This is a genomic window from Cellvibrio sp. (assembly GCF_053579595.1).
On sequence record NZ_JBRFPI010000115.1, the window covers coordinates 6,468 to 11,534 of the forward strand.

The 5,067-nt window shown below is 45.7% G+C and carries 6 protein-coding genes; 4 read left to right on the forward strand and 2 right to left on the reverse strand.

Going from position 1 to position 5,067, the window contains the following annotated elements; all coding sequences use genetic code 11:
• The 3 genes from ACWA6V_RS09205 to ACWA6V_RS09215 form a co-directional block, all read left to right on the forward strand.
• The coding region (locus ACWA6V_RS09205) for a DUF4442 domain-containing protein (protein WP_449522206.1) at positions 1 to 444 on the forward strand (444 nt) is incomplete at its 5' end.
• A 38-nt stretch (positions 445 to 482) separates the two neighbouring features.
• Positions 483 to 1,520 carry a Gfo/Idh/MocA family oxidoreductase gene (locus ACWA6V_RS09210; protein ID WP_449522207.1) on the forward strand — a complete coding sequence of 346 codons (1,038 nt, stop codon included), beginning with the start codon at positions 483 to 485 and terminating at the stop codon, positions 1,518 to 1,520.
• Positions 1,521 to 1,570: 50 nt separating this feature from the next.
• A complete protein-coding gene (locus ACWA6V_RS09215; RefSeq protein ID WP_449522208.1) occupies positions 1,571 to 2,857 on the forward strand; it encodes an MFS transporter in 1,287 nt (428 codons plus the stop codon).
• A 37-nt stretch (positions 2,858 to 2,894) separates the two neighbouring features.
• On the opposite strand, the gene ACWA6V_RS09220 is transcribed toward ACWA6V_RS09215, so the two are convergent.
• Together ACWA6V_RS09220 and ACWA6V_RS09225 are read right to left on the reverse strand one after the other, a co-directional pair.
• A complete protein-coding gene (locus ACWA6V_RS09220; RefSeq protein ID WP_449522209.1) occupies positions 2,895 to 3,440 on the reverse strand; it encodes a glycine zipper 2TM domain-containing protein in 546 nt (181 codons plus the stop codon).
• 123 nt (positions 3,441 to 3,563) lie between these two features.
• A complete protein-coding gene (locus ACWA6V_RS09225; protein WP_449522210.1) occupies positions 3,564 to 4,319 on the reverse strand; it encodes a lipoprotein intramolecular transacylase Lit in 756 nt (251 codons plus the stop codon).
• 236 nt (positions 4,320 to 4,555) lie between these two features.
• Here ACWA6V_RS09225 and ACWA6V_RS09230 point away from each other — a divergent pair.
• A partial coding sequence (locus ACWA6V_RS09230) for a class I SAM-dependent methyltransferase (RefSeq protein WP_449522211.1) occupies positions 4,556 to 5,067 on the forward strand: 512 nt, incomplete at its 3' end.

Genomic DNA, 5,067 nt, shown 5'->3' on the forward strand with positions numbered 1-5,067 from the left:
TTTAAATTCATCGTCAATTTATGGCCACCATTATTTTTCTCCGCTATCAAGATCACCTATCTCGCCGCGGATTACCGCGAAGTACGCGTGACCTTAAAGCTGCGCTGGTATAACCGCAATTATGTCGGTACGCAATACGGCGGCAGCTTGATGTCTATGACTGACCCCTGGTACATGTTGATGATCATGAACAACCTCGGGCGCGATTACTTTGTATGGGATAAACATGCCGAGATAGATTACATCGCTCCCGGTAAAACCCACGTGCATGCACACTTTGTGATTAACGATGAAATCCTTGATGATATACGCGCAAAAACAGCCAATGGCGATAAATATGTGCCGGAATTTTTGGTTGAAATTAAGGATGATCACGGGCATCTAGTCGCGCGCGTAAAACGGCGTGTTTATATCAAATTAAAACCGCGTGCGCGTACAGAGTGAAAATTCACGCCTGAAATTTCTAATAGCCGGAAAATATTATGTTTAATGTCGCTCTCTGCTCTTATGGTATGTCAGGAAAAGTATTTCATGCCCCGCTGATTACCGCTGAACCAGGTTTGAAACTCCACACTATTTTGCAGCGCAGTGAGCCCACTGCATTGGTCGATTACCCGCAGGTCGCTATTGTAAAAACCTTTGACGATATTCTAGCGAATCCGGATATCCATTTAGTAGTAGTCAATACTCCCAACGAACTTCACTACCCAATGGCCAAAGCGGCACTGCAAGCCGGTAAACATGTCGTGGTAGAAAAACCTTTTACGTTAAATATCGACGAAGGCAATGAATTAATTGCATTGGCAAAAAGCCAACAAAAAATCCTTTCTGTTTTTCAAAATAAACGTTTGGAAAGCGATCATTTGGATGCACAAAAAATTATTGAATCAGGAGCGCTGGGGCGCATTGTTGAAGTAGAGTGGCACTATGACCGCTATCGCACTAACGTCACTCACAAAAAATGGAAGGAAGATAATCTGCCCGGCTCCGGCACCTGGTTTGATTTGGGAATTCACATGGTGGATTCCATGCTGTGCCTATTTGGAAAGCCGAACGCTGTCTACGCTGATATGCGCAGCCTGCGTCGCACAGAAGGTTCAACCGATTATTTCAATGTATGTTTTCACTACACCGACATGCGCGTAATTCTGCGCTCCAGCACTTACGTTAGTGAAAAGGGAGCTACCGTTGCCATTCACGGCGATAAAGGTTCCTTTTTAAAATTCGGGCAGGATGTGCAAGAAGCACAAATGATGCGCGGTCTTATTCCCGGCATGGCAGGCTGGGCGCTACCCGGTGAAGATAACTACGGTGTTTTGCATGTTCATAATAATGATAAAGCGACACGCTCGATCATTCCTGGTCAGCGCGGTTACTACGAGCATTATTATAAAAATATTGTGGATGCGATTAACAGCAATGCCCCACTGGCATTTTTGCCGCAACAGTCCTTATTGGGCATTGAGTTGTTGTTGGCGGCTGAGCAGAGTGCGAAGCAAGGCGTTTTAGTTAATCTGTAGGTAATGAAAGCTTCTGTCATTAGTGTTGTATTCTCTGTAGGCCGACTGCCATGACCCAAGACCTCTCGCGCAACGCCAATCGCTTTGTCACCTTCTCGGTTTTTTTTACCGCGCGTGCTTATTATCCGGTGCTGGCGATTTTATTTATCGACTTGGGTTTAACGCTCGATCAATTTGTGATGCTCAATTTGATTTGGGCGCTGACGATTTTTTTATTTGAAGTTCCCTCGGGCGCCTTGGCAGATACGATTGGGCGCAGAACATTATTGATGACTGCGTCGGTGCTGATGGTGATTGAGATGCTGTGCCTGCTGTTGGCGCCGCGCGATGGTGGAATGCTGTTGCTGATAATGTGTGTGATCAACCGTATTTGCTCAGGGCTTTCAGAAGCCTGTGCGAGCGGGGCAGATGAGGCGCTCGCTTATGATTCACTGCCGCCCGAAAACCGCGCCAGTGCCTGGGATCATTTGCTTGCGCATGCCATGCGTTGGCGTTCTGTGGGTTTTGTGCTGGCGATGATTATCGGCGGTGTGCTTTATGATGCGGATACAATTAATTCTATTCTCCCGGCGAGCTTTCACATCAGTAGTGAGACAGCCCATCGATTACCGGTTTTATTGGTGCTGATACAAGCGCTGGCTTGTCTATTTATTACCTGGCGGATGGTTGAACCGGTTCACGCGGCAGCGGGTTCGACTTTATCCCATGCATTTCATCTTACGCTTTCAACTGCACGTTGGGTGTTTACTAATCCCAAAACGCTGGTGGTTATTTTAATTGGCGTTGCGCTGGATTCCATCGTGCGCAATTTCGCCACCATCACCAGTAGTTATTATCGGTTGATTGAATTACCGGAATGGACCTATGGTTTTTTTGGTGCAGCCATGGGTTTACTTGGTTGGTTTGTCCCCGGGATAGCCAAACGTTTAAATGCGCGTTTTGGCATGTTGGCGAATTTGGGCTTGGTTGCAGTAATGACACTGATTGGTTTGGTGGTATTGGTGCCCGCTTGGCCAATCTATGGTGTAGTGCCGACATTATTTTTAATGATGATGATGGGTTTCCTCGGCTTCACCGTGAGCCGCGTGTTGCATGAAGAGGCAGATTCATCGCGCCGCGCAACAGTGCTGTCAGTTAAAGGATTAATTTTTAATTTGGGCTACGGTTTATTCAGTTTAGGTTTTTCCGGTTTGCTGGCCAGTTTTCCCGATACCCCGGAAGGCGCAGCACTGCGCAGTGCATTGCTGTGGCAAGTGCCATTTTTTGTAGCGGTTATTTTGGGATTGTTTAGTTGGGCGTTTTTTAAATTGCGTAGCTACAGGGTTTCAAAAGGTTAAAAAAGCTCCCAAGTATTGTGCTTGGGAGCTTTACTCATTAATTAGTGGTTGAGGTAGGTTGGTTCAATACTAACTCACCATTGTGCAGCGGAATTTTTTGACCGGGATCGTAAGACATACGCACAACTTCTTCTTTGTCTTTTAAGCGATAAGTCACATCATAACCGGTAATTTCTTCACGGGTTTCGTATACCGTTTTGCAGCTTTGCTCGACTGTGGTGTAAGTATCACCTTTCTGCATGTTTTCTTGCACTTTATCGCCGGCGTAACCACCTGCAACTGCGCCTGCAACTGTCGCTACCTTTTTACCGTTGCCGCCGCCCACCTGATTGCCAAGGGCGCCACCAACAACTGCGCCTAACACTTTACCAGCAATGCGGTTGGTATCTTTCACCGGTTTTTGACGTACCACTGTTTTCTCAACGCATTCTTCATGCGGTATTTTTATCTCTTTGGTCACTGCAAGGGTTTTGAGCACTTTGGCGTGATCTGGCTCTTTTACGTATTGATAACCAGCAATGGCGCCACCCATGGTGGCTACACCCAAGCCCAGTACCGTACCCATAATCATCGATTTGTTCATAAGATCATCCTCGCTAACGTAAACAGCTGTATTTACAGCAGGTGCGGCCAGTATGGGCGCTTTTTCGCTTAACGCTAGCTTAATAAATGGGATCTTATGGCAAAGTTGAGAACTGCTTAAACTTTATCGCTTCCTGGCCTTGGTGTTAGATTGTTGTTGCGGGGGAAAGCGCAGTAAGCGATTAATGCCGTATAGGCTCGCAGACCATAGTGCAATAAGTAATAAAAGTAAAAGTGTGGCGATAAAGGCAAAAATATCCGGTGCTTTCATCAGTGTGGTCATCAGCGAATCCTGATAATAGAAAAACCACTGATGCCCATCAGGAAATACCTGTACGTGAAACCAATAAAATACCTCAGTGGCGCCAATCACCAGGATAATTGTGGTGATAGCCGCAAAACCTGCTAAAAATCCAAGTAGAATTTTTTTTATGGACGGGAGCGTCAGTCTTTGGTGGTGTGCGAAAAAAATCAATCCGATCCATATCAATAAACAGCTTGTGCCCGTTATATAAAATACATCGATGAGGTTCGCCACATCTTGTAAATGAATAATTTCTGCCTCATGCATTAAGGCTGTGATTTCGCCGTTTTTTAGTTGGTAGCTGATCTCGCGTAAGCCCTTACCACTGGCTTGCACTGCATCGCTAATCGCACCAAATAGACGCCAGTGATCTTCGGGCGTTGTCAATTCAAAATCGTCTTTGTAACGATTCTGTGGGGCAAATTCTGCAATGTGTGTGTTCAAATCCAGTAGTTGGTATCCGAGTGGATAGGAAAAATGAAATTGAGCCAGTAAATGCCAGCTCACCAATGCAAGGGCGATTAGTTGACAGCTGAAAAATACTGGCCAGAAAAAGAAGCGTTTAAATGAGTTCATTCGGTTTTATACAAATATCCTGAGTAGGTAAAGCCTAAGTTAGCATGGCAGAATCCTCTCTGCACCTGCTGCTATTCATTAGGTCCCATTGCGGTTGTGGTTTGTTTTTTGCTGTTATAAATAGCGTGATAACCACGTTTTGCGGTTGACCGTCACATAAGTGTCTTAATTTTGTCATAGAATTTCGATGTTATTAAGTAAATTCTCCCACAGCCCCTTACGAGTGAGATGACACAGTGCCAGAACTATTTGCCCCACCAGCCAAGAATACTTATCACACCTACGGTATCTGGTTGTATACCGAAAAAAGCCCGGCGATTAAAAACCTCAAAAAAGAGCACAGCCCGAGTGTGCACGGTGATAAGCATTGGGACTCTAGCTATGTGCTAATGGATTACTTTACTCACAACCCACTGAAGAAAAAAAGTCGAGTTTTGGATGTCGGTTGTGGCTGGGGGCCAACCTCCATCTACTTGGCTAATAACGGCCATACAGTAACTGGTTTGGATGTGGATGAGGACGTTTTTGCATTTTTGGATGTACAAGCCGAGTTGAACGATGTATCCGTGAAAACCCGCCAAGGTGCTATGGCATCAATGACCAAGTCAGATTTGAGCAAATACGATGTGATTGTAGGGGGTGATATTTGTTTTTGGGATGAGTTGACTGACGAGTGGTTTGCGATGCTCAAGCGTGCGGCGAGTGCAGGCGTAAAGAAAATGGTCTTAGCTGATCCGGGGGGTAGCCC